The 18,784-nt window shown below is 64.7% G+C and carries 18 protein-coding genes; 8 read left to right on the top strand and 10 right to left on the bottom strand.

Annotation, left to right across the window (positions count from 1 at the left end):
- Positions 1-32 precede the first annotated feature (32 nt).
- Complete coding sequence (gene uvrC / locus QTH90_RS07315; protein WP_286663811.1) at positions 33-1,994, bottom strand: excinuclease ABC subunit UvrC; 1,962 nt, start codon at positions 1,992-1,994, stop codon at positions 33-35.
- Between the two features lie 5 nt (positions 1,995-1,999).
- Positions 2,000-2,482 (bottom strand): OsmC family protein, encoded by a 483-nt coding sequence (locus QTH90_RS07320; protein ID WP_286663812.1) that lies wholly within the window; start codon positions 2,480-2,482, stop codon positions 2,000-2,002.
- Between the two features lie 48 nt (positions 2,483-2,530).
- Between QTH90_RS07320 and earP the strand changes: the two genes are divergently transcribed.
- The 3 genes from earP (at position 2,531) to QTH90_RS07335 (ending at position 5,276) form a co-directional block, all read left to right on the top strand.
- The gene (gene earP, locus QTH90_RS07325; RefSeq protein WP_286663813.1) at positions 2,531-3,601 is read left to right on the top strand and encodes an elongation factor P maturation arginine rhamnosyltransferase EarP; all 1,071 of its coding nucleotides are present in this window, start codon (positions 2,531-2,533) and stop codon (positions 3,599-3,601) included.
- Between the two features lie 138 nt (positions 3,602-3,739).
- Positions 3,740-4,294, top strand: a complete 555-nt coding sequence (gene efp, locus QTH90_RS07330; protein ID WP_286663814.1) for an elongation factor P — start codon at positions 3,740-3,742, stop codon at positions 4,292-4,294.
- Positions 4,295-4,409: 115 nt separating this feature from the next.
- Positions 4,410-5,276: an LOG family protein gene (locus tag QTH90_RS07335; RefSeq protein ID WP_286663815.1), complete on the top strand. Its 867-nt coding sequence runs from the start codon at positions 4,410-4,412 to the stop codon at positions 5,274-5,276.
- Between the two features lie 18 nt (positions 5,277-5,294).
- Here QTH90_RS07335 and QTH90_RS07340 read toward each other — a convergent pair whose 3' ends face one another.
- The 5 genes from QTH90_RS07340 to pncB are packed head-to-tail and all read right to left on the bottom strand — an operon-like array spanning position 5,295 to position 11,466.
- Positions 5,295-6,476 (bottom strand): MFS transporter, encoded by a 1,182-nt coding sequence (locus QTH90_RS07340; RefSeq protein ID WP_286663816.1) that lies wholly within the window; start codon positions 6,474-6,476, stop codon positions 5,295-5,297.
- The gene (locus tag QTH90_RS07345; RefSeq protein ID WP_286664490.1) at positions 6,473-7,816 is read right to left on the bottom strand and encodes a DNA recombination protein RmuC; all 1,344 of its coding nucleotides are present in this window, start codon (positions 7,814-7,816) and stop codon (positions 6,473-6,475) included. The genes QTH90_RS07340 and QTH90_RS07345 overlap by 4 nt, the downstream gene beginning before the upstream one ends.
- Positions 7,817-7,835: 19 nt before the next feature.
- Positions 7,836-8,822 carry a 2-hydroxyacid dehydrogenase gene (locus tag QTH90_RS07350; protein WP_286663817.1) on the bottom strand — a complete coding sequence of 329 codons (987 nt, stop codon included), beginning with the start codon at positions 8,820-8,822 and terminating at the stop codon, positions 7,836-7,838.
- Positions 8,823-8,824: 2 nt separating this feature from the next.
- Complete coding sequence (locus tag QTH90_RS07355; RefSeq protein ID WP_444814686.1) at positions 8,825-10,252, bottom strand: sodium:proton antiporter; 1,428 nt, start codon at positions 10,250-10,252, stop codon at positions 8,825-8,827.
- The gene (gene pncB / locus QTH90_RS07360; RefSeq protein ID WP_286663818.1) at positions 10,249-11,466 is read right to left on the bottom strand and encodes a nicotinate phosphoribosyltransferase; all 1,218 of its coding nucleotides are present in this window, start codon (positions 11,464-11,466) and stop codon (positions 10,249-10,251) included. The genes QTH90_RS07355 and pncB overlap by 4 nt, the downstream gene beginning before the upstream one ends.
- 182 nt (positions 11,467-11,648) lie before the next feature.
- Between pncB and QTH90_RS07365 the strand changes: the two genes are divergently transcribed.
- Together QTH90_RS07365 and QTH90_RS07370 are read left to right on the top strand one after the other, a co-directional pair.
- Positions 11,649-11,882 carry a CsbD family protein gene (locus QTH90_RS07365; protein WP_286507397.1) on the top strand — a complete coding sequence of 78 codons (234 nt, stop codon included), beginning with the start codon at positions 11,649-11,651 and terminating at the stop codon, positions 11,880-11,882.
- 61 nt (positions 11,883-11,943) lie between these two features.
- Entirely contained in the window at positions 11,944-12,351 is a 408-nt protein-coding gene (locus QTH90_RS07370; protein ID WP_286663819.1) for a hypothetical protein, read from the top strand.
- A gap of 71 nt (positions 12,352-12,422) precedes the next feature.
- Here the strand turns inward: QTH90_RS07370 and QTH90_RS07375 are convergent, their stop codons facing one another.
- On the bottom strand, positions 12,423-12,860 hold the full coding sequence (locus QTH90_RS07375) for an acyl-CoA thioesterase (RefSeq protein ID WP_286663820.1): 438 nt from the start codon (positions 12,858-12,860) through the stop codon (positions 12,423-12,425).
- Positions 12,857-13,786, bottom strand: coding sequence for a histone deacetylase family protein (locus QTH90_RS07380; RefSeq protein WP_286664492.1), 930 nt, complete (start codon positions 13,784-13,786; stop codon positions 12,857-12,859). The genes QTH90_RS07375 and QTH90_RS07380 overlap by 4 nt, the downstream gene beginning before the upstream one ends.
- Positions 13,787-13,959: 173 nt before the next feature.
- Here QTH90_RS07380 and QTH90_RS07385 point away from each other — a divergent pair, with 173 nt between their 5' ends.
- Together QTH90_RS07385 and QTH90_RS07390 are read left to right on the top strand one after the other, a co-directional pair.
- Positions 13,960-14,517, top strand: a complete 558-nt coding sequence (locus tag QTH90_RS07385; RefSeq protein WP_286663821.1) for a phasin family protein — start codon at positions 13,960-13,962, stop codon at positions 14,515-14,517.
- Between the two features lie 268 nt (positions 14,518-14,785).
- Positions 14,786-15,544 (top strand): 3-hydroxyacyl-CoA dehydrogenase, encoded by a 759-nt coding sequence (locus QTH90_RS07390; RefSeq protein WP_286663822.1) that lies wholly within the window; start codon positions 14,786-14,788, stop codon positions 15,542-15,544.
- Here QTH90_RS07390 and QTH90_RS07395 read toward each other — a convergent pair.
- Positions 15,492-16,454: a YihY/virulence factor BrkB family protein gene (locus tag QTH90_RS07395; protein ID WP_286663823.1), complete on the bottom strand. Its 963-nt coding sequence runs from the start codon at positions 16,452-16,454 to the stop codon at positions 15,492-15,494. The genes QTH90_RS07390 and QTH90_RS07395 overlap by 53 nt on opposite strands.
- 81 nt (positions 16,455-16,535) lie before the next feature.
- On the opposite strand from QTH90_RS07395, the gene dnaG reads away from it, so the two are divergent.
- Complete coding sequence (dnaG, locus tag QTH90_RS07400) at positions 16,536-18,506, top strand: DNA primase (protein WP_286663824.1); 1,971 nt, start codon at positions 16,536-16,538, stop codon at positions 18,504-18,506.
- Positions 18,507-18,784 lie beyond the last annotated feature (278 nt).

Consider the following 18,784-nt stretch of genomic DNA (forward strand, 5'->3'; position numbering starts at 1 on the left):
GTATATGGCCCGTCCGAAGGGAGCCGAGGCGCTCAGTGCAATGCCCTGTAGATCTCTTCAGCAAGATCGAATGCGATTCCCTCGACCGAGGCGATGTCTTCGACACTGGCTGCCGCCACACCCCGGATTCCGCCGAAGCGCTGCAACAGGCGCGCACGGCGCTTGGGGCCGATGCCCGGAATGTCTTCGAGCTGACTGCCGCCCACCCGGATCTTCGCCCGCTTGGCGCGCATGCCGGTGATCGCGAACCGGTGCGCCTCGTCGCGAATCTGCGCAACCAGCATCAGCGCGGCCGAATCGCGGCCGAGATAGACCTTCTCGCGGCCATCGGCGAACACGAGTTCCTCGAGCCCGACCTTGCGGCCTTCGCCTTTTTCAACGCCCACGATCAGCGACAGCGGCAGACCCAGCTCACTGAACACTTCGCGCGCCATCGACACCTGGCCCTTGCCGCCGTCGACCAGCACCAGCTCCGGCATGCGCGCACCGCGTGTGCCGGGCCTTGCGTCCGTTCCCGCGCCCGCGGCATCGCCGGCGGGCGGTGCATCGGTCTCCTGCGCCATCGCCTCGGCCAGCTTGCCGTAGCGGCGATGCAGCACCTGCCGCATCGCAGCGTAGTCGTCGCCCGGCGTGATGCCCTCGATGTTGTAGCGCCGGTATTCGCGGTTCTGCATGGCGTGATGCTCGAACACGACGCACGAAGCCTGTGTCGCTTCGCCCGCTGTGTGCGAGATGTCGAAGCACTCGACGCGGAAATTGTCGAGGTCATCCGGTGCGAGTTCGAGGGCATCGACTAGCGCGCGCGTGCGTGCCTGCTGGGAGCCCTCCTCCGCGAGCAGGCGCGCGAGCTGGAGCGCGGCGTTCTTGCACGCCATTTCCAGCCAGTGCCGACGCTGCTCCCGCGGCTGGAACACGGCGGTCACGCGCGTCCCCGCTTGCTGGGAAACGGCCTCGATCAGTTCGCGGCTCACCAGTTCGCTCAGGACCAGCGTGGCCGGCACGGGCACGTCGATGTAGTGCTGTGCGATGAAGGCCTCCAGCACCTGCACCTCGACCGCGTCGGACATCGGCGGCTCGTCGTCGCCGTCGGTATCCCGTTCACCATGCTGGATCTGCGTGGCGTCTTCCACATGCACGGGAAAGTAGGCGCGGTCGCCCAGGTGCCGGCCGCCGCGCACCATAGCCAGGTTGACGCAGGCCTTGCCGCCCTGCACCTTGACGGCGAGGATGTCCACGTCCTTGTCGGATGCGATCTCCACCGACTGCTGGTGCAGCACACGCGACAGCGCCGACATCTGGTTGCGCAACTCGGCCGCCTGCTCGAACTCCAGCTTCTCGGCGTGGGACATCATCCGCGCCTCGAGTTGCGTCAGGACGGCCTGCGTCTCGCCCATGAGGAAGGCCTCCGCGTTGGCCACGTCCTGTGCGTACTCCTCCGGCGTGATGTAGCCCACGCAGGGGCCGCTGCAGCGCTTGATCTGGTAGAGCAGGCAGGGCCGCGTGCGATTGCTGTAGACCGTGTCCTCGCAAGTGCGCAGCTTGAACACTTTCTGCAGCAGCTGGATCGACTCCTTGACCGCCCAGGCACTCGGATACGGCCCGAAATAGCGGTGCTTGCGATCGACCGATCCACGGTAGTACGCCAACCGGGGGAAGGTATGCGAGGCGATCTTGAGATACGGATAGCTCTTGTCGTCGCGAAACAGGATGTTGTAGCGCGGCTTGAGCGTCTTGATCAGGTTGTTCTCGAGCAGCAGCGCCTCGGCCTCGGAGCGCACCACCGTGGTCTCCATGCGGGCGATCTTCGAGATCATGTGGCCGATGCGGGTGCCGCCATGGTTCTTCTGGAAATAGTTCGCCACGCGCCTCTTGAGATTGCGCGCCTTGCCGACGTACAGCACGGCACCCGCTGCGTCGAAATAGCGATAGACGCCAGGCAACTGCGGCAATGCCGCCACTTCGCTGAGCAATTGATCGGAATGCGTTTCAGCCATCGTCTTTACTGTGGGGTCCCGTCTTCCAGCACTGGCTCGCAGCGCACGTCGGTATGGACCGAATTGGCAATGAAGCACTGGTCGTGTGCCGAGTGATGCATGGCTTCGATCTGCTCGCGCGTCGGCAGGCGCTCGCCCGAGAAAAGCGCCTGCGGCCGCAATGTGACGACCGTCATCGCCACCTTGCCGGCGGCACTGCGCCCCATCCGGCCATCGGCGCGGTCGGTATAGCGTTCCACGCAAAAGCCGCGCGACGCCGCGATCGACAGGAACCACAGCATGTGGCAACTCGACAGCGAGGCGACGAAGAGCTCTTCAGGGTCGACGGCCGTGGCGTCCGACATCGGCAGCGGCACGACGTGCGGCGAGGACGAGCCGGCCCATTCGGCCCCGCCGTCGAAGCGGATCGTGTGGCGGCGGCTGTAGCGATTGCCGACGAAGTCCTGGCCGTCGCGTTGCCAGAGGATGTCGGCGGAGTGTTGTGACATGGAAGCTGTCTCCGGTGTCTCCGTGAGGGGGCTGTAGAGTATCCCGCGATGCGCTGGGACATTTTCTGCAAGGTGATAGACAACCATGGCGACGCTGGCGTCTGCTGGCGGCTGGCCGCCGCGCTCGGCGCCCAGGGCGAAACGGTGCGCCTGTGGATCGACGATTCCTCGGCGCTGGCCTGGATGGCACCCGCGGGGTGCGAAGGGGTTTCCGTCGTCGACTGGACGGCAGCGACGGTGGAAATCCAGGTTGCCAGCGCCCCCGCGCCAGACGTGCTGATCGAGGCATTCGGCTGCGATCCCGCACCTGAAGTCATCAGGCTGTTCGCACGGCAGGCGCCCACGGGGGGCTCCAGTCACCGATGGATCAATCTGGAATACCTGTCGGCCGAGCCCTATGTGGAGCGCCTGCATGGACTGCCCTCCCCCGTTTTCAGGGATCCGGGCGCGGGCCTGACCAAGCACTTCTTCTACCCGGGTTTCACCACCGCGACGGGCGGCCTGCTGCGCGAACCTGAGCTCGCGGCGCGGCGCGAGCGCTTCGATCGCGGCGCCTGGCTGGCGCAACAGGGCATTCCTTGGGAGGGCGAGCGCCTCGTGTCGCTGTTCTGCTACGAACCGCCAGCACTCGAAGCCTTGCTCGCCCAGTTCGAGCGCTCCGGCCAACCGACCCGGCTGTTGGTCACCGCGGGACGCGCCGCAGCCGCCCTGCCACCCGGCCCTGCGCAGCGCGGCGCGCTGTCGATTTCGTGGTTGCCCTACATGTCGCAGCAGGATTTCGACCACCTGCTCTGGGCCTGCGACCTGAATTTCGTGCGCGGGGAAGACTCCCTGGTCCGAGCCATCTGGGCCGGCGCGCCTTTCATCTGGCAGATCTACCCGCAGGATGACGATGCGCACCACAGCAAACTGGAAGCGTTGATGCATTGGCTGAACGCCTCTCCGTCCCTGCGCCGCTTTCACCATCTCTGGAACGGCATGGCCGAGGGCCACTTGCCGGAACTGACCCCGCAAACGCTCGAATCCTGGGGTTCGACCGCGCTGGCGGCACGGACATGCCTGCTCGATCAGGACGACCTTTTGACCCGCCTGCGCCGTTTCGTCGCCCAAAAAAGCTAAAATTGCGGGCTTTGCGGATTTCCGGCCGGGGCTTCACCCCGATTGCCGCACCATCCGCTGAACCCGCCGCGGTGAATGCGACAGAGGGCCAAAGGGCCCGATGACGCACCGAGCGGCCAACATCCAGAGACCCTGTTTATGAAAATCGCTCAAGAAATCCGCGCTGGCAACGTGATCATGCACGGCAAGGACCCCATGGTCGTCCTCAAGACCGAATACAGCCGCGGCGGCCGCAATTCCGCCACCGTGCGCATGAAGCTCAAGAGCCTGATCGCCAACTTCAACACCGAAGTCGTGTTCAAGGCCGACGACAAGATGGAGCAGATCGTGCTCGACAAGAAGGAATGCACCTATTCCTACTTCGCCGACCCGATGTACGTCTGCATGGACACCGAATTCAACCAGTACGAAGTCGAAGCCGAGAACATGGGCGACTCGCTCAACTATCTCGAAGACGGCATGCCGGTGGAAGTGGTGTTCTACGACGGCAAGGCCATCTCCGTCGAACTGCCGACCAGCGTCGAGCGCGAAATCACCTGGACCGAGCCGGCCGTCAAGGGCGACACGTCGGGCAAGGTCATGAAGCCGGCCAAGATCTCGACCGGTTTCGAGATCGGCGTGCCGCTCTTCGTGGCGCAAGGCGATCGCATCGAAATCGACACCCGCACGGGCGAATACCGCAAGCGCGTCTAAGCGCCTGCTCACCCTGAAAAAAGGCTCCCTCGGGAGCCTTTTTTTCGTGCGTTCCGGCCCGCCGGGCCCGAAATCTGCAAGGCGCACAATTCAGCTTCGCTTTCCTCGCAAGACCATGCCCAACAGCACACACGACCTCCACGACAAACGCCTCGCCGACGCCTGGGCCACCCTGCAGGCCCATGCGGACAAGGGGCTTCCACTGCATACCGATCCCTCGCGCCTGGCCTTCGCCGACCCGGAGTTCCTGCTGCGCCGCGAAACGCGCGGCCTGCGCATGCAACTGGAACTCATGAAGCCCGACCTCGAGATGCGCGCCCACGGCATCGAGAACACGGTGGTCGTTTTCGGCAGCGCGCGTTTTCGCAGCGAAGAGGAATCGGGTGCCCTGATCGCCCAGGCCGAGGCATCGGGCGATACCGTAGCCGCCGACCGCTGGCGCAAGCTGGCACGCAGCTCCCACTACTACGAGAAGGCGCGTGCCTTCGGCAAGCTCGTCGCGCAGTACAGCAACGACAGGGAGCCCCAGGACAAGCTCTTCGTGTGCACCGGCGGCGGCCCCGGCATCATGCAGGCGGCCAATCGTGGCGCGTACGAAGGCGGTGGTCTCTCGGTGGGCCTGGCGATCGCGCTGCCGATGGAAGAGGAAGCCAACCCCTACGTCACGCCGGCGCTGAGCTTCAAGTTCCACTACTTCGCCATCCGCAAGATGCATTTCATGATGCGGGCGAAGGCGCTGGTCGCCTTCCCGGGCGGCTTCGGCACCCTGGACGAACTGTTCGAGGTCATCACGCTGGTGCAGACCCGCAAGGCCAAGCCCGTGCCGATCGTGCTGTTCGGCTCGGACTACTGGAAGCAGCTCATCAACTTCGAGTTCCTGGCCGAGGAAGGCGTGATCTCGCCCAATGACGTGAAGCTGATCGAGTACGTGGACGCGCCCCAGGACGCCTGGGACTACATCAAGAACTTCTACAAGCTTTAGCTCGCCCCCAGACTTGCCTTAGCCGTGCGCATCGGCGCTCGGGGCCTGGAGGCCCCAGACCGAGCGGGTGCCTAGCGCCACGACGCCGCCCACGATCCAGAACACGCCCGCGACGCCGATCAGGGCGCCGGCTGCGCCGAAAAGCATGGGCATGGCGACGCTGGAGGCGTTGAGCGTCATCACGCGCAGGCCGAGCGCTTCGCCGTGCCGCGCGTGGGGCGTGATCTGGTGGAGCATGCTCATCACCATCGGCTGAACCGCGCCGAGAGCCACGCCCAACACCACCGAGCAGGCGCCCATGCCGAGCGCCGAGGTCATGAACGGATAGGCCACGAAGACCAGCGCCGTGACGACGTTGGACGCGGTGATCACGCCGCGTTCGCTGAAGCGCGACGCCACCAGCGGGAGCACGACGCGAATGCCGGCCGCAGCCACGGCGAAGGCGCCGAGGATGGAGCCGATCATCGAAGCGCTCAGCCCGCGCTCATGGCCCAGGATCGGCAGCACGAAGGTGTGAACATCCCACGATGCGGACTGCAGCCAGTTGACGAACAGCAGGCGGCGGAACATCGGCTGGGCCAGCAGGTCCCAGGCACGCGGCTTGGGCGCACCGGGTGGCAGGCGCACCGGGGGGAGTTCAGCCGTTCCGCGCGCCAGCATCCAGCAAGCGACCGGCAGAAGCGCCAGCAAGGCAAAAGCCACCCGAAAACCCAGCACATCGCCGGGTGTGGGGCCGGCGTGGTCGATCAGAAGCCCCGTGGCAAAGGGTCCGACGAAGTTGGCCGCAGCCGGCGCGATCGCGAGCCAGCTGAACACCTGCTTCAGTTGCGTGGGATTGCTCGCCGCGCGGCCAACGTGGCGCTGCAGCGCGATCACCGCGATGCCGGTGGCGCCGCCGGTCAAGAGCGCCGCGAGGCAAAGCACCGGGAATACCGGCAGCACCGCAGCCATTGCAGCCCCGGCCGAGGCTGAAACCACAGCGATGGTCAACGGCCGTCGCAGCCCATGCCGGTCCGCGAAGCGCCCGGCGGGCAGTGCCAGGAACACCTGCGTCAACGCGAACAGTGCCAGCAGGACCCCAACGGCAGCCGCGCTGTAACCCTCGCGCAGCGCCAGCAGCGGGGCCGCCAGCCGGGTGCCTGTCATCGCCGCATGCAGGCAGACCTGCGCGAGGATCAGGCGAAGCAGGCCGGCATTCACGTCTGAAGATCGTCCTCGCCGTCGGCGGGCGGCAGCAGCGCCTGGGATTGCGCCTCGGGCAGCGCCTCCACCTTACGCAGCGCGAGCCGCATCTGCTTGGCGCGCGTGTCCGCCTTGTCGAGCGTGTCGGAGGCCTTGGCCACCTGCTCCTTGATGCGCGAGACCCATTCGCCGTAGCGTTCGAACTCCGTCTTGACCGCACCGAGCACCTTCCACACTTCGGAGGCCTGCTGCTCAAGCGCCAACGTGCGAAAGCCCATGTGCAGGCTGTTGAGCATCGCCAGCAGCGTGGTCGGACCGGCGAGCGTCACGCGGTGCTGGCGCTGGATCGCATCCATCAGGCCGGGACGGCGCAGCACTTCGGCGTACAGGCTCTCGACCGGCAGGAAGAGGATCGCGAAGTCGGTGGTGTGCGGCGCCGCGAGGTAGTTTTCGGAGATCGACTTTGCCTCGGTACGAATGCGCGTTTCCAGCGCCTTGGCCGCAATCTCGGCAGCGCCGGGATCGGCCCGCTCATGCGCGTCCAGCAGGCGCTCGTAGTCGTCGCGCGGAAACTTGGCATCGATGGGCAACCAGACCGGCGCGCCATCGCCGCCGCGACCTGGAAAGCGGATCGCGAAGTCCACGCGTTGGCCGCTGCGCGGCTTGGTTTCGACCTGCTTGGCGTACTGGTCGGTCGTCAGCACCTGTTCGAGCAGCGCCTCCAGCTGCACCTCGCCAAACACGCCGCGGGTCTTCACGTTGGTCAGAACCCGCTGCAGGCTGCCCACGCCGACCGCGAGCGTCTGCATTTCGCCCAGTCCCTTGTGGACCTGTTCGAGACGGTCCGCCACCTGCTTGAAGCTCTCGCCCAGACGGGCTTCGAGCGTGCTCTGCAGCTTCTCGTCGACGGTCTTGCGCATCTCGTCGAGCTTGGCGCTGTTGTTCTGCTGGAGTTGCGCGAGCTGGGTTTCCATCGTCGCCCGCACTTCGGCAAGCCGGCGCGCATTCGATTCGCTAAGCCCCTGAAGCTGGGTGTTGAGCGTGTCCGCCAACGTCTTCTGCAGCAGCGCGAGCTGCTGCGCAAAGGCGTCGATCTGCGCGTTCTGCGTGCGCGTGGCCTCCGCGCCCTGTTGAACCAGCGCCTGCTGGAAGGTGGCGAAGGCTTGCGCCGTTTCCTGTCGGGCGCCGCGCGAGGATTCGCCGATCTCATGGCGAAGTTCGCGCTCGATGCGCTCGTTGCCGGCGCCAAGGGTCGCGACCAGCGTCGAATGGTCAGGCGCCGGCTGCTTGCGCAGCAGCAGCCACAGGATGAGTATGAAATTCAGGGCCGCGAGGGCCAGCAGGATCCAGGTTTCGATCACGGGTGTCGTTGTCTTCTTACTTGGCCGCAAGGACTGCGGGATTGAGGGGCGTGACCGGCTTGTTGTTCACGAGATAGCCGATGAGGTTGTCGACCGCGAGGTCGGCCATGGCACGGCGTGTGGGCACCGTCGCGCTCGCGATGTGAGGCGTGAGCACGACGTTGGGCACCGTGAGCAGGTCGGGATGGACCTTGGGCTCACCCTCGAACACGTCGAGGCCGGCCGCAGCAATGCGCTTGTCGCGCAGCGCTGCCGCGAGTGCCGCGTCGTCGACGATGCCGCCGCGCGCAATGTTGATGAGCGTGGCGGTGGGCTTCATCAGCGCCAGCTCGGCGGCGCCGATGGTGTGATGCGATGCCGGCGTGTAGGGCACGACGAGCACGACGTGGTCGGCGGTCTTCAGCAACTCATCCTTGCTCACGTAGCCGGCCTTGCATTCGGCCTCGAGCGAGGCGTCGAGCCGCGATCGGTTGTGATAGATCACCTTCATGCCGAAGCCGTGTGCGCCCCGCTTCGCAATGCCCTGCCCGATGCGGCCCATGCCGACGATGCCCAGCGTGGACCCATGGATGTCCGAGCCGGAGAACATGTCGTAGCTCCACTTTTCCCACTTGCCCGCGCGCAGGAAATGCTCGCTCTCGGCGATGCGGCGCGCCGTCGCCATCAGCAGCGCGAACCCGAAGTCGGCCGTGGTCTCGGTCAGCACGTCCGGTGCGTTGGTGGCGAGCACGCCGTGCGCCGTCATCGCGTCGATGTCGAAGTTGTTGTAGCCCACAGCCATGTTGGCGCAGATCTTCAGGTCGGGGCAGGCATCGAGCACCTCGGCATCGATGCGCTCGCTGCCGGTGGTGAAGACACCCTGCTTGCCCTGGAGTTTTTCGATCAGCCGGGCCTTGCTCCAGCTTTCGTCGTTCGGGTTGGACTCGACTTCGAAGTGTTCCTGGAGACGGGCAATGGTCTCGGGAAAGATCGAACGGGCAACGAGGATTTTGGGTTTGCTCATGATCAACGGAAGAAGATGAAGGTGGCAATGATGAACAGCGGCATCAGGATGACGCCCGACCACAGCATGTAGCCGAAAAAGCTCGGCATGCGCACACCGCGGCTTTCAGCGATGGCCTTGACCATCAGATTGGGCGCGTTGCCTATGTAGGTATTGGCGCCCATGAACACGGCGCCGGCCGAAATCGCCGCCAGCGTCGTCGCGTAGGTGGTCATCAGCGCCTGCGGATCGCCGCCGGCAGTATTGAAGAACACCAGGTAGGTCGGTGCATTGTCGAGGAAGGAGCTCAGGATCCCGGTGGCCCAGAAGTACATGGCGGGATCGGGCTGGCCGTCGGGACGCGTCACGGCCGAAACAATGGCGCCGAACGGCCCCTGCGCACCCGCCTTGAGCATCGCGATCACCGGAACGATCGTCAGGAAGATTCCGGCAAACAGCTTGGCGACCTCCACCATCGGCTCCCAGCCGAACTGGTTGGCCTTGTGGACCTTGGGCGCGGTGATCTTGAGGGAGAGGAGCGTGATCGCGACCAGCGCCACATCGCGCACGATGCCCGGCAACCCGACCACGGTGCCGTGGATGTCGAAGCTTGCGGGCGACTTCCAGATGCCGCTCAGCAGCACGAAGAACAAGATGCCCCCCAGTAGCCAGAAATTCACGGCACCGTCGAAGCCGATCGAGGCTGTATCAGGTGTCGGGTCGAAGCGCTGCACACCTTCGTTGCGGTAATAGAAGGCATCGAGCGCATAGAAGATGGCCAGCAGCGCACCGACGACGAACAAGGTGTCCGGCAGGATGTTCCTCGCGGTCCAGAAGAATTCGACGCCTTTCAGGAAACCGAGAAACAGCGGCGGATCGCCCAGCGGCGTCAGCGAGCCGCCGACATTCGAAACGATGAAGATGAAGAACACGACCACATGCACCTGGTGCTTGCGGTTGTCGTTCGCCCGGATCAGAGGCCGGATGAGCAGCATGGACGCGCCTGTGGTGCCCATGAGGCTCGCCAGTACCGCGCCAATGGCGAGGATCGCGGTGTTGAGCCTGGGCGACCCTCTCAGGTTGCCGCGAATGTGGATGCCCCCTGCCACCGCAAACAGCGCCCCCAGCAGGATGATGAACGGGATGTATTCAGCCAGCAGCGCGTGAACCAGCTGGGCCCCCGCCAGCGAAGCGCCGTAGATCGCCGCAAAGGGCAACAGGAAGGCCAGCGCCCAAGCCGCTGCGACCTTGCCGTAATGGTGGTGCCAGAAAGACGGCATCAGCAGCGGCATCAACGCGATCGACAACAGGAGGCCCGCAAAGGGCGCGCCCCACAGCGGCGAAAGGCGACTCCCGTCGAGATCGGCCGCGAAGGCCATGGCCGGGACCATCATCGGCAGCGCGCCCGCTGCCAGCACACGCAAGGCTCTTGTCGACGGCCAGGCTGTCATGCGACAGGCTGGGCGATCTCGAACACCTGGCGCAGGTAGGCCAGATACCTTTCGTCTTCACACATGTTCTTGGACGGCGTGTCCGACAGCTTGGCCACCGGCTGGTCGTTGCAGCGGATCATCTTGATCACGATCTGCAGGGGCTCGTAGCCCAGGTCGTTGGTGAGGTTGGTCCCGATGCCGAAAGCCAGCTGGCAGCGGCCGCGGAATTGCTGGTAGAGCTCGATGGTCTTGGGCACCGTCAGGCCGTCGCTGAAGATCAGTGTCTTCGTCCGCGGATCGACCCGGTTGGCGATGTAGTGGGCCAGCATGCGCTCGCCCCACTGGAAGGGATCGCCGCTGTCGTGGCGGGCGCCGTCGAACAGCTTGCAGAAGTACAAGTCGAAGTCGCGCAGGAAAGCCGTCATGCCGTAGACGTCCGACAGCGCAATACCCAGGTCGCCGCGGTACTCCCGCGCCCACGACTCGAAGCCGAAGATCTGGCTGTCGCGCAGCCGCGGCCCCAGCGCCTGGCAGGCCTGCAGATATTCGTGCGCCATGGTGCCCAAGGGAATCAATCCCAGCTTCATCGCATACAGCACGTTGCTGGTGCCCGCGAATTGCGGCAGTTTGGCCAGCGCATTCGGATGGCCGGGCGCGGTCACCGCACCGAGGCGCGTGGCAAGCGTGCGCAGGACTTCTTCGTGCCAGTCCTTGGAGAAGCGGCGGCGCGTGCCGTAGTCGGCGATCTTGAGGTCGGCGAGACCCTCGCGCTGCAGCTCCACAATCTTGGTGTCGAGCCGGCGGCGGCCTTCGGCCATGTCCGGGTTGGGACGGGTATTGCGAAAGTACACCTCGTTGACGATCGCCAGAACCGGAATCTCGAACAGGATGGTGTGCAGCCACGGTCCCTCGATGCGGATCTCGAGTTCACCCGAGGCCTTGGGGATGATGTTGATGTACTTCTCGTTGAGGCGGAACAGACCGAGGAAATCGACGAAGTCGCTCTTGATGAAACGCATCGTGCGCAGATAGCTCAGCTCCGCATCCTTGAACTGCAGCGAACACAAATGGCGCACCTCTTCCCGGATCTGGCCGGCGAACTGGGCCAGGTCGATGCCGGGATTGCGGCACTTGAAGCGGTACTCGACGCGCGCGCCCGGAAAGTGATGCAGCACCACCTGCATCATCGTGAACTTGTAGAGGTCGGTATCGAGCAGGCTGTGAATGATCATGGTGCGGGACGCAGTCTCCGGGTTCGATGTGCGTTCGATTATCACGGGCTGCGTCGGCATGTGCCTACGACCCGTTCCCCGGGCGTCCTACCGTGTGGCCAATGCCTTGACGCGACAGTGTCTTCACGCCGGCCAGCACAAGTTCAGGCCGGCGACGAAACCTGATCTGAAGGAGATACGTGATGAACAAGGACACCGTCGAAGGCAACTGGAAACAGTTCAAGGGCAAGATCAAGGAGCAATGGGGCAAGCTCACCGACGACGACTTCGACGTCATCGCCGGCAAGCGCGACCAACTCCTGGGCCGCATCCAGGAACGCCATGGCATCAGCCGCGACGAAGCTGAAAAGCAGGTTGCGGACTGGGAAAGCCGTGACGGTCGCACACCTGCTGCCATTTGGATGGAACGCGTCTGATCCGACGTCGTATCAGTCCATCCGCCCACCAACCGATTTCACAACTCCAGAGGGAAACGCCATGAAAAAACATCTGCTCATGATCGCCATCGCATCCACTTGCCTTATCGCAGGCCAAGCCAGCGCGATGACCAGCGACGAATACAAGGTCGCCAAGGAAAAGATCGAAGCCGACTACAAGGTCGACAAGGCGAAGTGCGACACGCTGAAGGACAACGCCAAGGACGTCTGCGACAAGGAAGCCAAGGGCAAGGAAAACGTTGCCAAGGCTGAACTCGAACAGCAATACAAGCCCAGCGAAAGCCATGCTCGCAACGTAAAGGAAGAACAGGTAAAGGCCAACTACGAAGTCGCCAAGGAAAAGTGCGACGACCTGAAGGGCGATGCCAAGAACGCCTGCGAAAAGCAAGCCAAGGCTGACGAAGCCAAGGGCAAGGCCGAAATCAAGGCGATGAAGACGAAGGGTTGATCAGACCCGTCGGCCCCCGGGGCCGGCCAGCGATCGTCAACGGCGCCTGCGGGCGCCGTTTTTCTTGTGCCTCAGACGCGCAGGTCGTCGAGCACCGCCTGAAGCGCTGCCGGCAACCGGACCGGCCGCTGGGTCTCCCTGTCCACATACACGTGGACGAAATGTCCTTGCGCTGCAGCGGTCTCGGCGCCTTCGGCAAACAGGGCGATCTCATAGCGCACGCTGGAACTGCCGGCATACGCCACCCGGATCCCCGCCTCCACCGTCTGCGGGAACGCGAGAGGCGCGAAGTAGTTGCACTGCGTCTCCACGACGAAACCGATCGTCGTGCCGTGATGGATATCCAGCGCTCCGCGCTCGATCAGCAGCGCGTTGACGGCCGTATCGAACCAGCCGTAATAGACGACATTGTTGACATGCCCGTACATGTCGTTGTCCGCCCAGCGCGTGGGGATGCTGCGAAAGGCGCGGTAGCTGCTGCGGAGTTCGGGGGATGGTCGGGCACTCATGGCGCGGCATTTTGCCAGCGCCGCCAGTATTCGCAGGCGACCCTGAAAGTGCCCAGTTGCACCTGCACCGTCTCGGCGATGTCGCTCGCATAGCCGCCAGCCATGGCGAAAGCCAACGGGATGCGCCGCTGCCAGGCGAAATCGAAGACGCGCCGGTCGCGCGCCTCCAGGCCGTCGAAGCTCAGCTTGAGGCGGCCGAGCCGATCGCGCTCGAAGGGATCGGCCCCGGCGAGATAGATGACCAGGCCGGGCGAGAACCGGCGGTCCAGCTCGTCCAGCGCATGTTCGAGCGCGGCAAGGTAGTCGTCGTCGCCACAGCCGTCAGGCAGCTCGACGTCGAGATCGCTGGCTTCCTTGCGGAACGGAAAGTTCTTCTGGCCGTGCATCGACAACGTGAACACGCTGGCATCGTTGCGGAAGATGCTGGCGGTGCCGTTGCCCTGGTGCACATCCAGGTCGATCACGGCGACGTGCAACGGAATACGCCCTCGCCGGCCCTGTTCGGCCTGCATGAGCCTCGCGGCGACCGCGGCATCGTTGAAGACGCAAAAGCCGCCGCCCTTCCCCGCGCTGGCGTGGTGGGTGCCGCCGGCCATGTTGGCCGATACGCCTTCTCCCATTGCCGTACGGCAGGCGGCAATGGTGGCGCCGGTCGACCGGCGGGAACGCTCGACCATCGCTTCGCTCCACGGAAAACCGATCTCACGCATGGCCTCGGGGCTCACGCTGCCGTCGCTGATGGACGCGATCCATTGCGGGGTATGGACCAGGGCCAATTCGCCGTCGCTGGCACGCGGCGCCTCGAACATCTGGACTTCCGGCAAGTGCTGTTCAAGCTGGTCACGAAGCAGGACGTACCGCCCCATGGGGAAACGATGTCCGGTCGGGAGGGGCAGAACGAACTGGCCGGAATAAAACGCACGCATCGGAAACATTGTCAGGGTCCATTTAGAAAGCGCGTTCTAAATTGCTGCAGTGCACCAGAAAAATCTTGTTTTGAAATTGAAGCTGCCTATACTTGAGGCCATGCTGCACCGCAACAAAAGTTCAGAGGCAGCTCACTGTGAATCCCCCTTTTCTTTCTAACTGGAGTTCCCACATGGCCCTGACCGCTGACCAACTGATTTCTGCTCAAAAAGCCAACCTCGAAACCCTGTTCGGCCTGACCACCAAGGCTTTCGAAGGCGTTGAGAAGCTCGTCGAGCTGAACGTGACCGCCTCCAAGGCCGCTCTGACCGAAGCCGCCGGCACGACGCAAGCGCTGCTGAGCGTCAAGGATGCGCAAGAACTGCTCACGCTGCAAGCCAGCCTGTACCAGCCCCTGGCTGAAAAGACCGCTGCCTACAGCCGTCACCTGTATGACATCGCCCAAGGCACCGGCGCCGAGTTCACCAAGGCTTTCGAAGTGAAGGCCGCTGAAGCCCAGCAAGCCTTCGTCGGCCTGGTCGACAGCGCTGCCAAGAACGCACCCGCCGGTTCGGAAACCGCCGTCGCCGTGATGAAGAGCGCCGTGGCTGCTGCCAACAACGCATTCGAATCGGTGCAAAAGGCTGTCAAGCAAGCTTCCGACGTCGCCGAAGCCAACTTCCAGGCTGTGCAGACCACTGCTGTCAACGCTGCCAAGAGCACGGCCCAAACCGCCACGCGCAAGCGCTGAACCATCTTCAAGCCCGCATCCAGCGGGCGCTGATTGTCTCCTTGGGTCCTTCGGGATCCAATTCAGGGGCCCAGTCCTTCGGACTGGGTCTTTTTTTTGCTCGCCCCCAGGCTGCGTGCACTTCGTGTCACTTCGCCTTCCCCCTGCCGGGGGCAACACCGGCGGACCGGCGGAGCCGGTTCCGCGGTGTTCACGAACGGGCCTGGCTTTGCCGGCCGTTGGTGGAAGGCGGGAATAATCTGGTGTTCATACGTTCAGGAGACTATTCATGCAGATCGACGGGAAGGTTTTCATCGTCACCGGCGGCGCTTCGGGGCTCGGCGAGGGCACGGCGCGGATGCTTGCGGCGAATGGCGGCAAGGTGGTCATTGCGGACATGCAGGCCGACAAGGGCGAGGCGGTTGCCAAGGAGATCGGCGGCGTCTTCGTCAAGTGCGACGTGAGCCAGGAGGCGGACGGTCAGGCCGCCGTGGCTGCTGCCCTGAAGCTGGGGAAGCTGATGGGACTGGTCAATTGCGCCGGCATTGCGCCGGCCGAGAAGACCGTCGGGAAGACCGGGCCGCATGCGCTGGCGGTGTTCAGCAAGACGGTCACCGTGAATCTCATTGGCAGCTTCAACATGATTCGCCTCGCGGCCGACGCCATGAGCAAGAATGAGCCCGAGGCGACCGGCGAGCGCGGGGTGCTGATCTCAACGGCCTCGGTGGCAGCCTACGACGGGCAAATCGGCCAGGCCGCGTACAGCGCCTCGAAGGGTGGCGTCGTCGGGATGACGCTGCCGATCGCGCGCGACCTGGCGCGCAATGGCATTCGCAACATGACGATCGCCCCGGGCATCTTCGGCACGCCCATGCTCTTCGGGATGCCTCAGGAGGTGCAGGACGCGCTGGCTGCCAGCGTCCCGTTTCCTTCGCGCCTCGGCACGCCGGAGGACTACGCCAAGCTGGCCAAGCACATCATCGAGAACGACATGCTCAACGGCGAGGTGATCCGACTCGACGGCGCGATTCGGCTGGCGCCGCGCTGACGCTTCCGAGGGCTCCCTCGGTGTCGTCGAGCGGGGTCACGCTGCCGGTGCGTTCCAGGCGCTCGTACTGGGCGATCACCTGGGCGCCGAAAAGCACGAGCGTGGCCGCGATCTCCAGGCTGAGCAGCACGACGATGGCGGTCGTCAACGAGCCGTAGACCACGTTGACCTGGGAGAGCGTCGCAAAGTAGAGCACCAGCACCCGGCGCGTGACTTCCCACAGCAGCGCCGCGGTGACCCCGCCCAGCAATGCATGGCGCAGCCGGAGCCGGCCCACGGGCATCACCAGGTAGAGCGACGTCAGCATGAAGATCTCGCCGGCGAGCCCGAGCAGGTAGAGCAGCACGCCCGACACGCCGGAGAGCGGCCAGCTGCGGCCGAGGAGTTCGATGCTTTCCTCGCCGATCACCTGGAGGGCGCCCGACACCAGCGTGACCAGCAGCAGCCCGATGCACAGGCACAGGATGTAGATATACGGCATCACCACGGAGATCAGGAAATGCCGCGAGTGATCCGCCTTGCGATGGTGGAAGATCACGGCCATCGCGCTTTCGAGCACCGTGAAAGCCAGCGAACTGAAAAAGATCATCGTGACCAGCAGCACCGGACCGAGCACGTCCGCGTGGGTCAGGAAGTTCGAAAGCTCGGCGATGATCGCCAGCGACTGGCCCGGCAGCAGCCACTCCAGGTAGCGCCCGACCGCACGCAGCAGCGCCGCCTGCTCGATGAAGCGCGACAGCGCGATCACGCTCACGATCAAGAGCGGCACGATCGACAGCAGCGCGTAATAGGCGACCGCGCCGGCGAGCAGCAGGCCCTGGTTGGCCTTGAAACCCTTGAGCGCCTCCCACATGAATCTCAGCGGGTGGCGCAGCAGAGGCACTGCATGGGTGATGTTTCGTCGGATCATGCGTCGGCTTCGGGAAGGGGAGTATGCCGGTGGCCGGCGGTGTGTTGATGGCTTGCGTATCATCTGCCGCTCTCCGCCTCCATGACCATCCCCGCTTCATTCATCCAGGAACTGATCGCACGTGCCGACGTGGTGGAAATCGTCGGCCGCTACGTTCAGCTCAAGAAGGCGGGCGCCAATTTCATGGGCCTGTGCCCATTCCATGGGGAGAAGTCACCCTCGTTCTCGGTCAGTCCGACCAAGCAGTTCTATCACTGCTTCGGCTGCGGCGTGCATGGGAACGCGATCGGCTTCCTGATGGAGCACGCCGGCATGGGCTTTGTCGAGGCCGTGCACGACCTGGCCGGCCAGTACGGCATGCAGGTGCCGGAGGACGACGCCTCGCCCGAAGAACGGGCCCGCGCCGCCGGGCAGCGCCAGAAGCAGGCGACGCTCTCCGAGGTGCTGGAAAAGGCCGGCGAGGCCTACCGGAAGCACCTGCGCCAATCGCAGGGCGCGATCGGCTACCTGAAGAGGCGCGGCGTTTCGGGTGAAATCGCCCGGCAGTTCGGCATCGGCTACGCGCCGGCAGGCTGGCGCACGCTGGCGAGCGTGTTTCCCGACTACGACGACCCCCTGCTGGCCGAAAGCGGGCTGGTGATCGTCGGCGAGGCCGACGACAACGGGGACGGCAAGCGCTACGACCGCTTCCGCGACCGCGTGATGTTCCCGATCCGCAACGTCAAGGGCGAATGCATCGGTTTCGGCGGGCGGGTGCTGGGGGACGAAAAGCCCAAGTACCTCAACTCGCCTGAAACCCCTGTCTTCAGCAAGGGACGCGAGCTCTACGGGCTCTACGAGGCCCGGGCTGCGTTCCGCGACCGCGGCTACGCCCTCGTGACCGAGGGCTATATGGACGTGGTGGCGCTGGCGCAGCTGGGCTTCCCGAACGCCGTCGCGACACTGGGTACCGCTTGCACGCCGGAGCACGTGCAGAAGCTTTTCCGCTTCACCGAATCCGTCGTCTTCAGCTTCGACGGCGACGCCGCAGGCCGGCGCGCCGCGCGCAAGGCGCTCGACGGCGCCCTGGCCTACGCCACGGACGTGCGCAGCATCAAGTTCCTGTTCCTGCCTTCGGAGCACGACCCGGACAGCTTCATCCGCGAGTTCGGCGCCGACGCGTTTGCACGTTTCGTCAACGAGGCGACGCCACTCAGCCGCTTCATGATCGAAGCCGCCCGCGACGGCTGCGACCTCGGAACGGCGGAGGGCCGCGCCCACATGGCCAGCAACGCCCGTCCGCTGTGGAGCGCCCTGCCGGAAGGCGCGCTCAAGCGCCAGCTCCTGAGCGAGATCGCCACCCTTGTCCAGCTGAGCAGCCAGGAACTGGGCGAGCTATGGGCCCCGGCCGCGCCACGCGCACCGGCAGCTGCGCCCACGGCCCCGGCGCGCTCCGAGAGCGACTGGAACGACTGGAATGACCGGAGCGAACGCGTCGAATGGGTCGATGATTTCCCCCGTCCTTCGGCTTCGCCTTCGTCCGAGAAGCGGCGTTTCAAGTCCTGGCGCAAGCCCTCTCCTCCACTTCCGCCACCCGGCGGCCGGAAGCTGCCAACCAGCCGCCCCGACGTGGCTGCGAGGCTGATCCTGTCGAACATGGCGGAATGGGAACGCCTCTCCCACGAGTTGCACGCCCTGCTGTGCGACCTGCCGGGCGAGCACGGCCAGCTCTTCGCCTGGCTCGACAGCCAATCGCACGAGCACGGGGTGCAGCCCTGGGCGGCCCTGCGCGAGGGCATGCGGGGTATGTCCTTCGAGGCAATGTCCCTGCGCGTCATGACGGGCCCCGACGGCGGCCCCATCGGCGACGCCGAGGGCGAACAGGCGGCCGATTCGGCCCGGGAACTGCGCAACCTGCTCGACTACATGCTGGACGACCTGCTCAAGATCCAGCAAAGCGAGGCGATCGCGGCCGTAGGGAGCGATCCACGGGCTCTGGAGCGCTACAAGGCGCTGGAAGCGCGGCGGCTGGAGTTGCGAAATCGCCTCAATCCCAGTTCAAACACTGCTTGAAAATTACGCAGCGCGCTATAATGTAAGGCTTCGCTAGACGCGAAAACAGGCAAGAGCGACAGCAGCACCTCCGGGCCGACCCCATGCGCAATGCACTTCCCAAAGGGAAACGGGTCAATACACCGCAAGGACTGCACACCAAATGTTCGCCCGACATCTTGCCTTTTGACGGCTCTTCGAGGACTTGTGTCCTCTTGGCCTCAGTGTTTGTGCTCCTGCCTGCGCCGGGTTTGTGGCGCGTGTGATTCCGCTTGGTCCATCTTGTTGTATTGAGGTCG

Origin of the sequence: Variovorax flavidus, from assembly GCF_030317145.1 — a bacterium.
Classification (GTDB): domain Bacteria; phylum Pseudomonadota; class Gammaproteobacteria; order Burkholderiales; family Burkholderiaceae_C; genus Variovorax; species Variovorax flavidus.

Excerpts from the sequence above, each read along its gene's own strand:
- uvrC (WP_286663811.1), bottom strand. The coding sequence starts at position 1,994 with ATGGCTGAAACGCATTCCGATCAATTGCTCAGCGAAGTGGCGGCATTG.
- QTH90_RS07320 (WP_286663812.1), bottom strand. The coding sequence starts at position 2,482 with ATGTCACAACACTCCGCCGACATCCTCTGGCAACGCGACGGCCAGGAC.
- earP (WP_286663813.1), top strand. The coding sequence starts at position 2,531 with ATGCGCTGGGACATTTTCTGCAAGGTGATAGACAACCATGGCGACGCT.
- efp (WP_286663814.1), top strand. The coding sequence starts at position 3,740 with ATGAAAATCGCTCAAGAAATCCGCGCTGGCAACGTGATCATGCACGGC.
- QTH90_RS07335 (WP_286663815.1), top strand. The coding sequence starts at position 4,410 with ATGCCCAACAGCACACACGACCTCCACGACAAACGCCTCGCCGACGCC.
- QTH90_RS07350 (WP_286663817.1), bottom strand. The coding sequence starts at position 8,822 with ATGAGCAAACCCAAAATCCTCGTTGCCCGTTCGATCTTTCCCGAGACC.
- QTH90_RS07355 (WP_444814686.1), bottom strand. The coding sequence starts at position 10,252 with ATGACAGCCTGGCCGTCGACAAGAGCCTTGCGTGTGCTGGCAGCGGGC.
- pncB (WP_286663818.1), bottom strand. The coding sequence starts at position 11,466 with ATGATCATTCACAGCCTGCTCGATACCGACCTCTACAAGTTCACGATG.
- QTH90_RS07365 (WP_286507397.1), top strand. The coding sequence starts at position 11,649 with ATGAACAAGGACACCGTCGAAGGCAACTGGAAACAGTTCAAGGGCAAG.
- QTH90_RS07370 (WP_286663819.1), top strand. The coding sequence starts at position 11,944 with ATGAAAAAACATCTGCTCATGATCGCCATCGCATCCACTTGCCTTATC.
- QTH90_RS07375 (WP_286663820.1), bottom strand. The coding sequence starts at position 12,860 with ATGAGTGCCCGACCATCCCCCGAACTCCGCAGCAGCTACCGCGCCTTT.
- QTH90_RS07380 (WP_286664492.1), bottom strand. The coding sequence starts at position 13,786 with ATGCGTGCGTTTTATTCCGGCCAGTTCGTTCTGCCCCTCCCGACCGGA.
- QTH90_RS07385 (WP_286663821.1), top strand. The coding sequence starts at position 13,960 with ATGGCCCTGACCGCTGACCAACTGATTTCTGCTCAAAAAGCCAACCTC.
- QTH90_RS07390 (WP_286663822.1), top strand. The coding sequence starts at position 14,786 with ATGCAGATCGACGGGAAGGTTTTCATCGTCACCGGCGGCGCTTCGGGG.
- QTH90_RS07395 (WP_286663823.1), bottom strand. The coding sequence starts at position 16,454 with ATGATCCGACGAAACATCACCCATGCAGTGCCTCTGCTGCGCCACCCG.
- dnaG (WP_286663824.1), top strand. The coding sequence starts at position 16,536 with ATGACCATCCCCGCTTCATTCATCCAGGAACTGATCGCACGTGCCGAC.